At 73.2% G+C, this 13813-nt stretch carries 13 protein-coding genes; 3 read left to right on the top strand and 10 right to left on the bottom strand.

The window, feature by feature from the left end; genetic code table 11:
• Positions 1 to 80 precede the first annotated feature (80 nt).
• Both EKG83_RS25250 and EKG83_RS25245 read right to left on the bottom strand, forming a co-directional pair.
• Positions 81 to 788, bottom strand: coding sequence for a universal stress protein (locus tag EKG83_RS25250; protein ID WP_033434263.1), 708 nt, complete (start codon positions 786 to 788; stop codon positions 81 to 83).
• A gap of 71 nt (positions 789 to 859) precedes the next feature.
• A complete protein-coding gene (locus EKG83_RS25245) occupies positions 860 to 1843 on the bottom strand; it encodes an Acg family FMN-binding oxidoreductase (RefSeq protein WP_033434262.1) in 984 nt (327 codons plus the stop codon).
• 145 nt (positions 1844 to 1988) lie between these two features.
• Here EKG83_RS25245 and EKG83_RS25240 point away from each other — a divergent pair, with 145 nt between their 5' ends.
• A complete protein-coding gene (locus tag EKG83_RS25240) occupies positions 1989 to 3677 on the top strand; it encodes a GAF domain-containing sensor histidine kinase (protein ID WP_033434261.1) in 1689 nt (562 codons plus the stop codon).
• A gap of 17 nt (positions 3678 to 3694) precedes the next feature.
• Here EKG83_RS25240 and EKG83_RS25235 read toward each other — a convergent pair whose 3' ends face one another.
• The gene (locus EKG83_RS25235) at positions 3695 to 4345 is read right to left on the bottom strand and encodes a response regulator transcription factor (protein WP_033434333.1); all 651 of its coding nucleotides are present in this window, start codon (positions 4343 to 4345) and stop codon (positions 3695 to 3697) included.
• Between the two features lie 74 nt (positions 4346 to 4419).
• Entirely contained in the window at positions 4420 to 4602 is a 183-nt protein-coding gene (locus EKG83_RS25230) for a hypothetical protein (protein ID WP_033434260.1), read from the bottom strand.
• A 477-nt stretch (positions 4603 to 5079) separates the two neighbouring features.
• Here EKG83_RS25230 and EKG83_RS25225 point away from each other — a divergent pair, with 477 nt between their 5' ends.
• Complete coding sequence (locus EKG83_RS25225) at positions 5080 to 5871, top strand: exonuclease domain-containing protein (protein WP_051766688.1); 792 nt, start codon at positions 5080 to 5082, stop codon at positions 5869 to 5871.
• On the opposite strand, the gene EKG83_RS25220 is transcribed toward EKG83_RS25225, so the two are convergent.
• The 6 genes from EKG83_RS25220 to EKG83_RS25195 form a co-directional block, all read right to left on the bottom strand.
• Complete coding sequence (locus EKG83_RS25220; RefSeq protein ID WP_051766687.1) at positions 5865 to 7565, bottom strand: hypothetical protein; 1701 nt, start codon at positions 7563 to 7565, stop codon at positions 5865 to 5867. The genes EKG83_RS25225 and EKG83_RS25220 overlap by 7 nt on opposite strands.
• A 127-nt stretch (positions 7566 to 7692) precedes the next feature.
• Positions 7693 to 8475, bottom strand: a complete 783-nt coding sequence (locus tag EKG83_RS25215; RefSeq protein WP_051766686.1) for a carbohydrate ABC transporter permease — start codon at positions 8473 to 8475, stop codon at positions 7693 to 7695.
• Positions 8475 to 9395: a carbohydrate ABC transporter permease gene (locus EKG83_RS25210; protein ID WP_051766704.1), complete on the bottom strand. Its 921-nt coding sequence runs from the start codon at positions 9393 to 9395 to the stop codon at positions 8475 to 8477. Before EKG83_RS25210 ends, EKG83_RS25215 begins: the two co-directional genes overlap by 1 nt.
• Positions 9396 to 9505: 110 nt before the next feature.
• The gene (locus EKG83_RS25205) at positions 9506 to 10750 is read right to left on the bottom strand and encodes an ABC transporter substrate-binding protein (protein WP_033434259.1); all 1245 of its coding nucleotides are present in this window, start codon (positions 10748 to 10750) and stop codon (positions 9506 to 9508) included.
• A gap of 165 nt (positions 10751 to 10915) precedes the next feature.
• The gene (locus EKG83_RS25200) at positions 10916 to 11494 is read right to left on the bottom strand and encodes a flavoprotein (protein ID WP_033434258.1); all 579 of its coding nucleotides are present in this window, start codon (positions 11492 to 11494) and stop codon (positions 10916 to 10918) included.
• Positions 11495 to 11507: 13 nt separating this feature from the next.
• Positions 11508 to 12707, bottom strand: a complete 1200-nt coding sequence (locus tag EKG83_RS25195; RefSeq protein WP_033434257.1) for a helix-turn-helix domain-containing protein — start codon at positions 12705 to 12707, stop codon at positions 11508 to 11510.
• A gap of 447 nt (positions 12708 to 13154) precedes the next feature.
• Here EKG83_RS25195 and EKG83_RS25190 point away from each other — a divergent pair, with 447 nt between their 5' ends.
• A complete protein-coding gene (locus EKG83_RS25190; protein WP_033434256.1) occupies positions 13155 to 13796 on the top strand; it encodes a hypothetical protein in 642 nt (213 codons plus the stop codon).
• The last annotated feature ends 17 nt before the right edge of the window (positions 13797 to 13813 follow it).

Below are 13813 nucleotides of genomic sequence, written 5' to 3'. Positions count from 1 at the left end.
CCAGGTCAAGCGGACACATCAGTCCGAAGTGGACGGTGAGTGTCGCGCGGCGCGGGGTTCGGACCGGCGCGGCGCGGCCCTCAGCGCGCGGCCTGCGCCGACCAGGCGGGGGAGCGGTCCGCGAGCACCTCCCGGGGTGCGCGGTGCGCCACCAGGACGGGGCAGCGGGCGTGGTGCAGCGCCGCCCGCGTCGTCGGCCCCCGGTCGGCCAGCACCAGCAGGTCGGTGTCGGCGTAGTGGGCGATCGCCTCCTGCGGGTGCATGCGCGCCAGCACCGAGCTGTGCCGGACCCCGCGCAACACCTCGTCGGCCCGCGCCACCGGCACCTCGGGGTCGTCCGCGCGCACCGGCAGCGGCGGCGCCGCGTGCAGCACCCGCAGCGCGGCGCCCAGCAGGCCGGTCACCTCGACCGCCCGCGCCAGCACCAGCTCGTCGCGCGCGTCGCCGGTGACCACGGCGGTCACCCGCCGGTGCGCGCCGCGCAGCGCCTCCTGCGTGCCGCGCACCACCACGACGTCGCACGCGGCGTGCTCGACCAGCGGCAGGACCAGGCGGCTGAGGTTGAACGTCGTGCCGCACGCGCCGCGGTGCGCGATCACCACCAGGTCGGCGCGGGCGCTGACCAGCAGCAGGTCGTGCCCCTGGTCGGCGGTCGGCGGGTGCACCTCCAGCGGCGCGCCCACCCGTGCCGCGTGCTCGGTCGCCCAGCGGAGCGCGGCACGCCCCCACGGTGAGTCGTCGCCCACCGCGACGACGGGGCCCGGAACGGTCTTCGGCTGCTCTCCCATGCACCCACCCTCGTCCGCGCCGGCCCCGCCCGACAGGGGCCGGCGCGCGTGCCGGGCAGGGACCAAAGTCCCTACGGCGCGCACGGCTCCAGCAGCAGGTCGGCCACCGCCCGCCGGGGCGTGGGCGGGACGTGGGTGCCGTAGCCGATGCGCAGCACGGTCTGCGGCACCAGCAGCCCGCCCAGCGACCGGCGCAGCTCCTCGCGCACCGACCGCACCTCCACCGCCTGCGACAGGAACGACGCCGACAGGCCCAGCGCGGTCGCCGCCAGCAGCACCCGCTGCAACGCCTGCCCCGCCTGCACCTCCGCCTCCGGGCCCTCGTAGAACGAGCACAGCACCACCACCAGCGGGTCCGACTCGTAGTCCCGGCCGGGCGTCCGGGCCGCGGCCTGGAAGTCGCGCAGGGCCCACTCGTCCTGCGGTGCCGGGCGCACGCCCGCCGACGCGGGCGGCACGCCGTCGTCCACCCGGGCGCCGGTCCACGCGGACAGCTCCGCGCGCACCCCGGGCACCTCGGCCTGGAGCCGGTGCGCCTTGGCCACGAAGCCCTGCAGCCGGGCCCGCTCGGCGCGGTCGTCGACCACGTGCAGCCAGCACCGCTCCCGCTCGGCCGCCCGCACCAGCGCCCGGCGGTGCGCCGCGGGCACCGGCACGTCGTGGAACGGCCTGCGGTTGGTCCGCCGCGCCGGCACCGCCCGGACCAGCTCCGCGGTCTCCTCGTCGAGCCCGCGCAGGCCACCGCGGCGCACCACGGCCAGCGCGCCCGGCGCGTCGTGCCCCGGCAGCACCGTGACCAGCGGCTTGATCCCGTGCCGACGCAGCCCCAGGCGCAGGTTGAACAGCGCCGCGCCGCACGACAGCCGCAGCTCGCGGTCCTCGGGGTCGGTGGCGGGCAGCCGCCGCGCCGGGTCCGGGTGCAGCTCAACGCGGTCCGGCGCCAACCGGAACCGCCACGGCTGCGTGTTGTGCACCGACGGCGCGAGCGCCGCCGTCCCCAGCGCGTCCACCACCTGGTCCCCGGCCAACCCGAGGGCACCGCCCACCCCGTCCATCCCGCACCCCAACCCCGAGTTCACCTGTTCGAACCAACACGTCCACTGTCGGGACCGGGAGGACGTGCGCACACGGCCGAAGGTCCCGTCCACACCGGGACACCGGCCTTGGCGGCCGCTCCGCTCGGGTGGAAGGCTGATCGCCATGGGTATCCCCGACGGCGGAGCGCCACCCCGGCTCCTGGGCGGCCTGCGCCTGGACGAACTGCTCGACGAGGTGCGGGAGCGGTTGACCGAGATCGCCTCGACCCGGGACAAGATGCAGCGCCTGCTGGACGCGGTGCTGGCGGTGGGTGCCGGGCTGGAGCTGGACTCGACGTTGCAGCGGATCGTGCAGGCGGCGGTGGAGCTGGTCGGTGCCCGTTACGGCGCGCTGGGCGTGCTGGGGACGCGGGACGACCTGTCGGAGTTCGTCTACGTGGGGATCGACCCGGAGACGCGGTCGCACATGGGGCACCTGCCGCAGGGCAAGGGCCTGCTGGGGCTGCTGATCAAGGACCCGCGGGCGATCCGGCTGCACGACCTGTCGACGCACGCGGCGTCGGTGGGCTTCCCGCCCAACCACCCGCCGATGCACAGCTTCCTGGGCGTGCCGGTGCGGGTGCGCGACGAGGTGTTCGGCAACCTCTACATGACCGAGAAGACCGACGGCGGTGATTTCACCGCGGACGACGAGGTGGTGCTGACCGCGTTGGCGGCGGCGGCGGGCGTGGCGGTGGAGAACGCGCGGTTGTTCGAGCGGTCGCGGATGCGGGAGCGGTGGCTGGAGGCCACGGCGGAGGTCAACACCGAGTTGCTGGGCGGTGCCTCGGCCGAGGACGCGTTGCGGCTGATCGCGCAGCGCACCAGGGAGTTGTCCCTGGCCACGATGTCGTTGATCGTGCTGGTCGAGGACGGCTCGCCGCGGCGGCTGCGGCTGGCCGCGGGCGCGGGTTCCCACGTCGAGGGGCTGGTCGGCGGGACGCTCGCGGGCACCGGCTCGTTCGCCGACGAGGTGCTGGAGTCGGCCACGCCGATGCTCATCGAGGACCTGGACGGGCGGCTGGGCGACACCAGCGTCGACGTCGGGCCGGGCGTGGCGGTGCCGCTGCGCGCCGGGTCGGCGGTGACCGGCGTGCTGCTGGTGGCCCGGGACAAGGGCAGCGCCCAGTTCGGTGCCGACCAGGTGCCGCTGCTGGCGTCGTTCGCGGATCAGGCGGCGGTGGCGCTGGAGTTCGCCGAGAACCAGCGGGCGCGGCGGCTGGTCGACGTGCTGGAGGACCGCGACCGGATCGCCCGCGACCTGCACGATCACGTCATCCAGCGGTTGTTCGCCACCGGGATGAGCCTGCAGGGCGCGGTCGGGTCGATCCGCGAGCCGCGGGCGCGTGAACGGGTGCAGAAGGCGGTGGTGAGCCTCGACGAGACGGTGCTGGAGATCCGCACGTCCATCTTCGACCTCCAGGCGGGCGACGACGCCCCCGGTCTGCGGCGGCGGCTGCTCGACCTGGTGTCGGAGCTGACCGAGGACGTGCCGGTGACCCCGGTGGTGCGGATGTCGGGGACGGTGGACAACTCGGTGCCCGAGTTCGTGGCCGAGCAGGCCGAGGCGGTGGTGCGCGAGGCGGTGAGCAACGCGGTGCGGCACGCCGCGGCGTCCGAGCTGGTGGTCACGGTGGAGGCGGGTGAGGCGCTGGTGATCACGGTGGCGGACAACGGGGTCGGGATGCCCGCGCAGGTGGCCCGCAGCGGGCTGCGCAACCTCGAACAGCGGGCCCTGGACCTGGGCGGCACGTGCACGGTGACCGGCGGGCCGACCGGGGGGACGCGGCTGACCTGGCGGGTGCCGCTGTAGTCACTCCCGGGCCGTGGTCACTCCTGGTTCGACGAGGTGGGTTTGCGCAGCCGGGTGGCGAGCACGGCGGCCTGGGTGCGGCGTTCGAGGCCGAGCTTGGCCAGCAGGTGGGAGACGTAGTTCTTGACGGTCTTCTCGGCCAGGAACATCTTCTCCGCGATCTGCCGGTTGGTCAGCCCTTCGCCGATGTGGTCGAACACCGCGCGCTCCTGCTCGGTCAGCGTGCGCACCGGGTCGCCCTGTTCGCGTTCGCGGCGGATGCGGTCCAGCAGGGCGGTGGTGGAGCGGGCGTCGAGCAGCGAGCCGCCGGCGGCGACGGTGCGCACGGCGTTCTGCAGGTCGTGACCCAGGATGCGCTTGAGCACGAACCCCGAGGCGCCGGCCATGATGGCGTCGAACAGGGCCTCGTCGTCGGTGAAGGAGGTCAGCATCAGGCACTTCAGCTCCGGCAGGCGGGAGCGCAGCTCGCGGCACAGCTCGATGCCGTTGCCGTCGGGCAGCCGCACGTCGAGCACGGCCACGTCCGCGCCGCTGACCGGCACCCGGGCCAGCGCCTCGGCCACCGAACCGGCCTCGCCCACGACCTCCAGGCCCTCGTCGCCGTTGAGCAGCTCCCTGACCCCCACCCGGACCACCTCGTGGTCGTCCACCAGGAACACCCGCGCCACGAACCCCACCCTTCTCGTCGTCCAGCCCCAGGTTGGCCGGGGTTACCCACTCCGCACAGGGTCCAAAGACCCTGCTACGACGCGCTCAAGGTCCTCCGCCGGTCGAGCCCGCCCCGATCCGGCACGCGCCTCGCCGGGCCCGGCCGCCTGCGCAGCGCGACCACCGCGACCAGCGTCGCGGCGCCGAACAGCACGACCGCCGTCAGCACGATGAACAACACGCCGTTCAGACCGGGGCCGTAGTACCAGTGCATCATCGCCGTTCCTCCCGTCACCCGCCATTAGGCCACTCGGAGCAACCCCGCCGATGCGGTCATAGGTCCCGAATCCGCCGCCCTTGGTCCCGGGTCCCCGGTGACCAAGGACCGCGGTCGCGGCCCGCGCCGCCGCCTAACTTCGGTGGTGTGAGCGGTCGGGCCCCGGTGGCGGCCACCGCGGCCCGCGGGAGAGGAGAACGGATGACGGGCGGCTTCACGTGCTCCGGCGGGTGGCCCCGCGACCCGTACCGGCGCGGTCGGGTGCACCTGACGGGCGCGCGGACGAACGCGGTCGAGGTGTCCTACCGGCGGGGAGTGCTGGAAGTCAGAATCCCGTTCCACGAACGAGTGACCCGCAGTAACTCGGTCGAGCGATCGGCAGAGTGACCGCCGACCGGCGGGACCGGGCCGGACGGGGTAACCCCTTGCCCGTCCGGCCCGGTCCCGCCTGTCGTACCCGACCACTACGGTGCGCGCATGACTGTGTCGTGGGCCGACGGGCCCGTCGTCGCGCTGGACCTGGAGACCACGAGCACCGACCCGCGCCGGGACCGGCTGGTCACCGCCTCCGTGGTGACCATCACCCCGGGACCGCCCGGGACGCGCCCTGAGGTCGCCACCCGCACCTGGCTGGCCGACCCGGGGGTCGAGATCCCCGCGGACGCCACGGCCATCCACGGCATCAGCACCGAGCGGGCGCGCCGCGACGGCCGCCCCGCCGCGGAGGTCGTCGCCGAGGTCGCCGCCGAGCTGTCCCGGGTGTGGACGCCCACGACCCCGCTGTGCGCCTTCAACGCCGCGTTCGACCTCACCATGCTCGACGCCGAACTCCGGCGCCACCACGGCCGGGGCCTGCCGCTGGGCGGCCCGGTGGTCGACCCGTGGTGCGTGGACCGGCACGTGGACCCGCACCGGAGGGCCAAGCGCACCCTGGGCGCCGTGTGCGAGCACTACCGGGTGCGCCTGGACGACGCCCACACCAGCACCGGGGACGCGCTCGCCGCGGCCCGCCTGGCGTGGCGGCTGGCCAAGGTCTACCCGGACGAGGTGGGGCTGGTGGACCCGTCCGTCCTGCACGACCGCCAGGCCGTCTGGTTCCGCGAGGGCGAACTGGCCTACGCGGACGGCCTGGAACGCCGCGCGACCCGCACCAGCGGCGCGACGGCCGACCGGCTGCGCGCCCGTGCCGGGGAAGTGCGCTCGTGCGCCCGCTCGTGGCCGGTGCTGCCCGATCCGCGCGGGGCCGACGAGGAGCGGCGGGCTCAGTAGGTCAGCGCGACCCCGCACCCGGCTTGCCGCCCGAGCACCGGGCAGACTTCCGCCGCCTTCGCCGACGGGAGGGGCCCCAACCACAGGACGGCGGTGAACTCGGGGCGGACCACGCGCTTGACCGAGGGGCAGGCGTAGGCGAGTTCCGTCGCCTGCACCCGGTAGGGCCCCAGCACCGCGGGCAGTCGCGCCCGCTCGGTGGCCAGGGCGTAGCTCCCGTGGTCGCGGGCGTCGTCCGCGGTCAGCTCCCCGAGCACGATCGCCGCCGTGTCCGCGTCGCACGCCATCACGGTGCGCGGCAGCGGTGCGGGCGCGTCGGGAGAGGCGGTCACGCCGCAGGTGACACCGAGGGCGAGGATGCCCGCGCCCGAGGCCGCGAGCACCCCGCGCTTGAGCGTCAGCGGGACCCGGCCCCACGCCATGAGCCGTTGGAGCAGGTCGCGCAGGTCCGCCAACATCCCCCGCTGCTCCAGGCCCGGCGGTGCCGCGGTGACGTCGTAGCGCCTCACCGCGACGCCCAGCGGGACGTGCCACGTGGTGGTGAACCACCGCTGCCTGGGCACCGTGAGGCTGACCTCGTGCCGGACCTCGCCGCCCGGCGCGACGGTGAAAGCCGTGTTCGGGGCCAACCCGACCGCCTCGGGTGGCAGGAACCCCGGCTGGTCGCGGTGGTCCCAGGACTTGGTGAGGGAGCCCTCCAGCCGGGTGTTCCCCCGGTTCCGGATCACGACCTCGACCCGGTAGGTCCCCGAAGTCCAGATCCCCTTCCCGGGCACCTCTAAGTCGAGCTCCGCACCGGGATCGGCCGGCGCGTCGACGATGACGCCGTTGCTCGACCACGACCGGTCGTCGTCGGGGTTCCTGGCCTCCAGGGTCAGCCTGCGGGGTCCCGCGCCCAGGGGCGTGCCGGTGAACCGCAGGGTCACCTCGACGGTCGTGTGGTCGGAGTCCAGCACGACGTCCGCGGGCCGCAGCCGCCACGCCGCCGCGGGCGTGCCGTCCACGTCCGCGGACAGCGACAGCCGGTGGACGTCGGGCGTCTTCCGCGCGATCTCGACCGGGAGGTGGTACTCCCCGTCGACCGGTTCGAACGGCTCGTGCGCCCCGGCGACGTGGATGCCGATGTCCCGGTCGGGCTTGTGCGCCAGGTTGATGTCGCCGTGGACGGCCCCGGCCATCACGACGTTGCCGTGCGCGGTACCGCCCAGGGAGTTGACCACGGTTCCCGCCGGCGCGGCGCGGGGCAGCCCGGACAGCGCGTCCAGCACCGCGGCCTCGACCTCGGCGGGGGAGGACACCGACGCCGTGACCAGCCCGTCGTCCCGCAACCGCGCCCGGAAGCGCTGTTGCCGCGCCCCGTGCTCGTGGTCCAGGAACAGCTCGGCCGGGCCCCGCGTGTCCTCGGTCAGCAGGAACACCAGGCGAGGCACCCCGAGTTCCCCCGCGACGTCGAATTCCAGCTCCGGGTGCGACAGCTCCGGCCGGTCCGGGACCGGGGAGCCGTACCGGAACCCCACCAGCAGGACGTGGACGTCGGCCCCGCCGACCGCCCGGCGGCACGCGGCTTCGGTCCGGGCGTCGGTGCCGCCGGGGATCTCCACGTCACCGGCGCGCGAGACCGCGGACCCCGCCGCCGCCGCGAACGACCGGTCCGCCGGTAGGCGCCGCAGTTCCGGGGTGTGGCCGATGAGCACCCGACGAGGCGGCCCGCTCCTCATCCCGTTCGGCACAAGTTCATCCGTTCGTGTCGACCTGTCACCACGACGTGCATCGTTGCGCACCCGGTCGGTGTTGCACCGGTGAACGCGGACCGCGGTGACCTCAGCCCGTGAGCCCGGTCTCGGTCACCCCGCGGACCAGGTAGCGCTGGAGCAGCACGAACACCAGCACGATCGGCAGGATCGACACCGCCGCCGCCGCGAACAGCAGGGTGACCTTCGGGTTCTGGGCGGTGAGCAGGCCGGACAGGGCGACCTGGACCGTCCAGGTGTCGCTGTCCTGGGCGATGACCAGTGGCCACAGGAACTGGTTCCAGCTGCCGATGAAGTCGATGACCGCGATGGCGGCGAAGAACCCGGTCGAGTTGGGCACGACCACCCGCCAGAACACGCCCCAGCGGGACAGGCCGTCGAGCCGGCCGGCTTCCTCCAGCGCCGGGGGGAAGTCCAGGAAGTACTGGCGGAACAGGAACGCGTTGAGCGCGCTGAACAGGCCGGGCACCACCAGTCCGCGCAGGTCGGACAGCCAGCCCAGGCTGGAGACGACCACGAAGCTCGGCACGAACGTGACGGCGGTGGGTACCATCAGCGTCGCCACGGTCGCGTACAGCACCACCGGCGCGTGCCGGTACGGGATGCGCGCCAGCCCGTAGCCCGCGAGCGAGCACAGCAGCACCTGGCCGGCGGTCTGGAGCACGGCGACGACCGTCGAGTTGAGCAGGCTGCGCGCGAACGGGACCTCGGTGCCGGTGAACACCTCCGGCAGGGCCGACCACCCGTCGCGCACCAGCATCGCGAACGGCAGCAGGAACAGCGCCGCCCCGACCACGAGCGCCACCCAGCGGGCGACGGCGGCCGGCGGGTTGCGGTGACCGACCGGGCGCATCAGCCGGCCCTCCGGAACACGCGGCCGGACAGCAGGGTGGCCAGGGCGATCACCAGCGCGAGCACGAGCGCGCCCGCGCTGCCGCGCCCGAGGTCCTGCCCGCCCGAGCCGAGGGAGGTGTAGTAGAGGTAGACCAGGGGCGGTCGGGCGAACGGCGGGTAGCCCCGGGAGTCGCCGAGGATGTTGTAGAACTCGTCGAACGCCTGGTAGGCGTTGACCAGGTTCAGGGTGAGCACGGCCACCAGCGCGCCGCGCAGGCCGGGCAGGGTGACGTGCCGGAACGTCTGCCACCCCGGCGAGGCCCCGTCGGTCCACGCCGCCTCGTACAGGTGCGCCGGGATGCGCTGGAGCGCGGCGATGAACAGGACCACGTAGAAGCCGAGTTGGAGCCACAGCCGGGCGGTGACGAGCACGACCCAGTACAGCGGCGGGTCGACCGTGCCGACCCACGCCTGCGGCTGGCCGCCGAACCAGCCCAGCACGGTGTTGGCCACGCCGCTGTCCAACCCGGAGAACAGCGACGACTTCCACACCAGCGAGGCGACCACGTAGGAGCAGGCGAACGGCAGGAAGAACACCGACCGGAAGAACGCCCGCGCCACGCGGACCTGGTTGACCAGCAGGGCGAGCGCCAGCGCCAGGACCACCGTGGTGGGGACGACGAACGCGGCGAAGGCGGTGAACGTGCCGATGCTGTCCAGGAACGCCCGGTCGGTGAGCACGTCCGCGTAGTTGCCGAGGCCGACGAACTCGCTCGGGGTCACCGTGTTGCGCGCGTCGAAGAGGCTGAGGTAGGCGCTCCAGCCGATCGGCACGTAGGTGAAGGCCAGCAGGCCGACCGCGAACGGGCCGACGAACAGCCAGAACGCGAGCGCCGCACGCCGACGACCCGCCCTGTGCCGCGAGCCGGCGGAGCCCATCGGCTTGACCGAGCCCGCCGGCCCGTTCCCGCTCACCAGCCCGGCGGCGTTCACCGGCCCGGCCCTGCCCACCGGCCCGACCGCGTCCCCGAACTCGGCCCCGGCCCCGCTCACCGGTCCAGCCGCGAGATCTCGTCCCGCGCCACGTCCAGCGCCGCGCGCAGCTCACCCGCCGGCTCGGCACCCTCCCGCGCGATCCGGGACACCGCGTCCGACAACGCGGTGTTGGCCCGCGCCGACCACCGGGCCGGGCTGGCGATGCGACCGCTCGCCGTCACGAACCCGACGATCTCCTTGCCCGGCCCGTCCCGCAGCGGCTCGGCCTGCGCCGCCAGGCTCTGCCGGGCGGGCAGGTGCGCGCCGAACGCGGTGGCGAACTCCGTCTGGTACTCGGTCTTCTCGACCCACAACCACTTCACGTACGCCTTGGCCGCCTCGACGTCGGCGCTGCGCGCGTTGACCATCGCGCTGAACGCCCCCACCGGCACCGACTCCGCACCCCCGGCGTCCAGCCGCGGGAACGGCAGCACGCCGACGTCGTCCCCGTGCGCCGCGACGATCTTCGGCAGGTTCCACAGGCCGGTCCACTGCATGGCGACGAGGCCGTCGACGAACGCGCCGGGGTCGGCCCAGTCGGTCGGCGCGCCGAGCAGCAGCCCGCCGCCCTGGTGCAGCTCGCGCAGCTTGCCGAACGCGGTGGCCGCGCGCGGGTCGTCGAAGCCGGGTGCCCTGCCGTCCTCGGACAGGAAGTCCAGGCCCGCCGACCACAGCAGCGGCGCGGTGAGCACGCCGACGCCGCCGTCGTTGCCCGCGAACAGGCCCCGCACGCCGTCGGCGTTGAGCCGCCGGGTGGCGTCCACCAGCTCGTCGACGGTCTTCGGCGGGGTGACGCCCGCCTTGGCGAGCAGGCTGGGCCGGTAGTAGAGGACCTGCGTGTCGATGGCCTGGGGGATGCCGTAGAGCTTCCCGTCGACGGTCTGCGACTCCAGCAGGGCCCCGACGAAGTCGCCCCGCGCGTCACCCGGCAGGTCGTCCAGCGGCACGACCTGCCCCTGCCGCACCCAGTCGACCTTCACCTGGGCCTCGAACACGTCCGGCACCGCGCTGTTCTGGAGCGCGGTGAGGATCTTGGAGTCGTAGTCGCCGGGGTTCCACTGGACCTCGACCTGCGCGTTCGGGTAGGCGGCGGCGTAGCGGCGCACCGCGTCCTGCACGCCGTCCTCGCCGTAGGCGTGGTACCAGTGCCGCAAGGTGCCCTTCGCGGAGCCCTCGCGCCCGGTGTTGGAGCCGCACGCCGTGAGCCCCAGCAACCCGGCGACCACGAGGAACGACCGGCGGTTCAGCTCGGTGCCCATCCCACTACCTCCCCCGACTCGCGCTTCGGTGGGGATTATCAAACCGCAGTGATCACATGTCGAGCTTTCCCACCAGGAGGACGGTTGCTCTTGTCACTGGTGGGACGTGGTACCGCCCGCCTGTAAATCACACTTATAGGTGGTTTCTGCAGGTTCTGGAACCCCTCACGGACGCGCAGGACCCGAACTTGACACCCTGAACGGGTGGTCGAGCAGGGCCTGCCAGGCGAGGTGCCAGGGGAACAGGTGGATGTAGTTGGCGCCGGTGCCGGGGTCGTGCTGCTTGTAGACCTCGTCGCCGACGAGCACGGTGACGCCCCAGTCGGAGAGCTTGCGCATGGCCTCCTGGACGGCGGGGAAGCTGATCTGGGCCCAGTTGGAGAACGGCATCGCGACGACGGGTTGGCGTTTGCCGACGGCTTCGACGAGCAGGCCGAGGGGCAGGGTGTCGGAGATCCCGGCGGCCCACTTGGCCAGTGAGTTGCAGGTGATCGGGGCGACGATCATGGCGTCGGCGGGTGGGAGGACGTCGGGTGCGTCGGGTTCCTTGTACCGGCTGCGCACGGTGTGCCCGGTCTTGGCGGCGAGGGCGTCGGTGTCGATGAAGCGGCGTCCGTCGGGGGAGGCGATGACGCAGACGTCCCAGCCGTCGGCTTGGGCGAGGTCCACGAGCTTGCCGACGTCGCGGGCGGCCGGTGAGCCGGTGACGATGGCGTAGAGGACGGGTTGGCCGTTGTCGTTCATGGTCCCCTGTTCGTCAGCGGTGGATGCCGCACCAGGCGGCGAAGTGGGCGAGGCTGTTGGTGGAGCGTGCGTCGTTGGCGGCCAGGGTCTGCACGGTTTCGTGCACCTGGGGGTGGTAGCGGGTCAGCTGTGGCGCGATCCGGCGGGCGTTGTGCAGCGCCTCCAGGGCGCGGCGGCGGTCGCCGTGCAGCAGCCAGCCACGGGAGAGGTCGATCCAGTAGTGCCCGCTGCGGCTGGGTGCCGTGGTCGCGGGTAGCTGCACGGACGCTGCTCTGCTGACCGCGGTGGTGCCGTCGGCGAGTTCGACGGGGACGGCGACGCGGTGGATGTCGACGTTGGGCGCGCTGAACTTGGTGGCGTAGAAGTTGGCCTCTTCCTGGCCGGGTGCGGTCAGCGTGTCGGCTTCGGCCAGGTGTGACTCGGCGAGGTCGGTGTTGCCGGTGCGCGCGGCCAGGATCGCCGCGCGCAGGTGCAGTGCGCCGCGGACGGCCTGGGTGGCGGGCTGTGCGGGGGCGAGATCGGTCAGCGCGGAGGCGCGGTCGATCGCGCGGAGCCCGGCGGGGTAGGAGCCGTCGAACAGCAGGATCAGCGCGTGCTGCCACTCGGCCACGGCGGTGCGCAGCGGGTCGTCGCCGCGTGCGGCCGAGGCGCGGGCGCGCTCGTCGGCCAGGTGCGCCAGGTCGAGGTGACCCAGGCGGTACAGGGAGCCGACGGCGTAGAAGTAGGCCGCCGAGAGCAGTTCGTGGATCGGTGGACGCTCGGCTGTGGGCAGGTCGCGGCTCGCGCGGTGCAGGTGTCGCAGCACGTCCGGCAACGCCCGCACGGCCTCGGCGTGCTTGGTGCGCCGGTCCCACTCCTTGATCTGCGCGACCGCCTCGCGCAGGTCGTCGACGTCGCGGGGCGGGGTGTCGAGTTCGGGGTCGTCGCCTTCGACGAGTGCCTGCCGCAGTGCCGGGACCCCGGCTTGTTCGGAGGCGGGTGAGGCGTTGCGGGCGTGGTAGGGCTGCTCGGTGATGTCGGTGACGTTGACCGACAACGCCCGTGCGATCGCGGCGATGAAGCTGTGGCTGGCCGGGCGCTCACCGCATTCGACTTTGCGCAGCAGCGAGTACGACACGTTGGCGCGCTGGGAGAGGCCGCGCTGCGTGGCACCGTGGATCTTCCGCAACTCGGCGATCCGCACCCCGATGCGGGTCGGTTGCTCGTCGCTCATGTCGCTCCTCCCGCCGACGGTGTCCTCCCCATCCAGCCCGATGCCGCTGAGGGGATCAATCACCCCGCCCCGGTTGTGGCGCTGCTGTGGCAGTTCAGACGGTCGATCGGTGTCAGTGTCAACCCTACGCGACTGATCAACCACGGACCGTGAGAGTGTCATGACTACCGCAGCAGAACCGCTGTTCACCACCTGGATAACCGCTCTGGGCGACTGTCGTGCGCACGCCGTCACCGACGAGGCGGTCGCGAGCTGTCGAGCTATGGGTGATGGCGTCTACCAGGCCGTATGTGGATATCGGCTGCTTCCGCTGCCCATGGTGTGCCCGCTCGGAGCGCCATGCCCTCGTTGTGCGGGCGTACTACGAGCTGTCTCGACGCCGCGTGACGTCGAGCGACACCGCCATCGCAAAACGAACCGGTTGGTGCGCCTGCTGAGGGGGATGCGGTGATCGCCGACGAACTGCTCGCCCTGTCCCGACTGTGTCGGCTTGCTCGTTGGATCGGTGTGCGTGAGTTGGCGGTGTGGCGGGCGCGGGCGGATGGTGAGTCTCCGTTGCGGGAGGAGACGTTCCGAGGGTACCGGGATGCACTGGACTCGCTGGCGCGCATCGATCGTGCGATGGGTCTGCTGTACGAGGTGGCCGATTGCCTGGAGGAACTGCTGGAGCTGCTGATCCTGCGCGGGCGGTCGGTGGATGCGCGCTCGGCGTGGACGCTGCGTGAGCTGGGGGCGGTGATGCTGGAAGCGGGTCGTCCCGAGGCCGCGCTGGATCACCTGTTGCGTGCCGACGCCTGCTACGGGCAGTTGGACAAAGCGATCCGGGACGCACGCCAGCACGCTGTGTGCCTGGTGCTGGCCGGACTGGCGCACCGCGGCTTGGACCAGCACGCCCGGGCGGACAGGAGCTTCAATCGCGCGCTGGCCGCCTTGCTCCCGATCGCCCCCGAGAGCGCGGCGGCCGTGCGCACGCTCGTCGACGTCACACCTGTGCCGGGTGAGCTGCCTGCGGTGAACGGGCTGGTCTTGGTCGAATTCGGGTTACCCGCGTGGCCGTTGCCCGACCTGGTCCCCGCCGAGTCCGCCTGACCACCCGTCGCCGCGCG

The sequence above is a fragment of the Saccharothrix syringae genome (genome assembly GCF_009498035.1).
Lineage (GTDB): Bacteria > Actinomycetota > Actinomycetes > Mycobacteriales > Pseudonocardiaceae > Actinosynnema > Actinosynnema syringae.
This window is presented reverse-complemented; position numbering and strand designations above follow the sequence as displayed.

Bases quoted from the DNA above. Each gene is read 5' to 3' on its own strand.
- EKG83_RS25230 (WP_033434260.1), bottom strand. From the start codon at position 4,602: ATGATGCACTGGTACTACGGCCCCGGTCTGAACGGCGTGTTGTTCATC.
- EKG83_RS25200 (WP_033434258.1), bottom strand. From the start codon at position 11,494: ATGAACGACAACGGCCAACCCGTCCTCTACGCCATCGTCACCGGCTCA.
- EKG83_RS25210 (WP_051766704.1), bottom strand. From the start codon at position 9,395: ATGGGCTCCGCCGGCTCGCGGCACAGGGCGGGTCGTCGGCGTGCGGCG.
- EKG83_RS25250 (WP_033434263.1), bottom strand. From the start codon at position 788: ATGGGAGAGCAGCCGAAGACCGTTCCGGGCCCCGTCGTCGCGGTGGGC.
- EKG83_RS25225 (WP_051766688.1), top strand. From the start codon at position 5,080: ATGACTGTGTCGTGGGCCGACGGGCCCGTCGTCGCGCTGGACCTGGAG.
- EKG83_RS25245 (WP_033434262.1), bottom strand. From the start codon at position 1,843: ATGGACGGGGTGGGCGGTGCCCTCGGGTTGGCCGGGGACCAGGTGGTG.
- EKG83_RS25205 (WP_033434259.1), bottom strand. From the start codon at position 10,750: ATGGGCACCGAGCTGAACCGCCGGTCGTTCCTCGTGGTCGCCGGGTTG.
- EKG83_RS25195 (WP_033434257.1), bottom strand. From the start codon at position 12,707: ATGAGCGACGAGCAACCGACCCGCATCGGGGTGCGGATCGCCGAGTTG.
- EKG83_RS25240 (WP_033434261.1), top strand. From the start codon at position 1,989: ATGGGTATCCCCGACGGCGGAGCGCCACCCCGGCTCCTGGGCGGCCTG.
- EKG83_RS25215 (WP_051766686.1), bottom strand. From the start codon at position 8,475: ATGCGCCCGGTCGGTCACCGCAACCCGCCGGCCGCCGTCGCCCGCTGG.